The 479-nt window shown below is 63.0% G+C and carries 1 pseudogene; it reads left to right on the forward strand.

Annotation, left to right across the window (positions count from 1 at the left end):
- A pseudogene (locus tag CAPSK01_RS15310) lies at positions 1–479 on the forward strand (hypothetical protein); the annotation flags it as partial.

Raw genomic sequence — 479 nt, forward strand, 5'->3', positions numbered from 1 at the left:
GCTGGTGTATCGCCAGGCGGCCCGCGAGCCACTGCTGCAGCCGGTCAATTCCCTGCAGGGGGGGGGCAAGATCACTCCGACCTTGTTCCAGGAACGGATCAGCAGCGCCAACAGGGCGACCGTAGTGGCGGACGGAGGAATCCCTGGACCGGTCCTGGAGCGGGAAGCAACCGTGTTAGCGGAGATCCGGGCGCGGGTGGAACAGGTGATGCCTGTGACGCCTACGCCTGTGACGCCTACGCCTGTGACGCCTACGCCTGTGACGCCTACGCCCCTGACCAACAGCCTGACCTGGGGGCGCTGGGGCGACAACGTCAGACCGGGCGACAATCTGACCGTTCCCTTCAAGGAGGCGCTCAGTGGTAACCGTGTGACGGTTGGCGACGGCTACTATTTCCTGTTCCGCAACGAGACCATCACCAATACCCTGACCAATGCCAGGCTGAAGCCTACAACAATCCAGAGCACACTTATCACGC

The organism is Candidatus Accumulibacter vicinus (genome assembly GCF_000584955.1).
GTDB classification, from domain to species: domain Bacteria; phylum Pseudomonadota; class Gammaproteobacteria; order Burkholderiales; family Rhodocyclaceae; genus Accumulibacter; species Accumulibacter vicinus.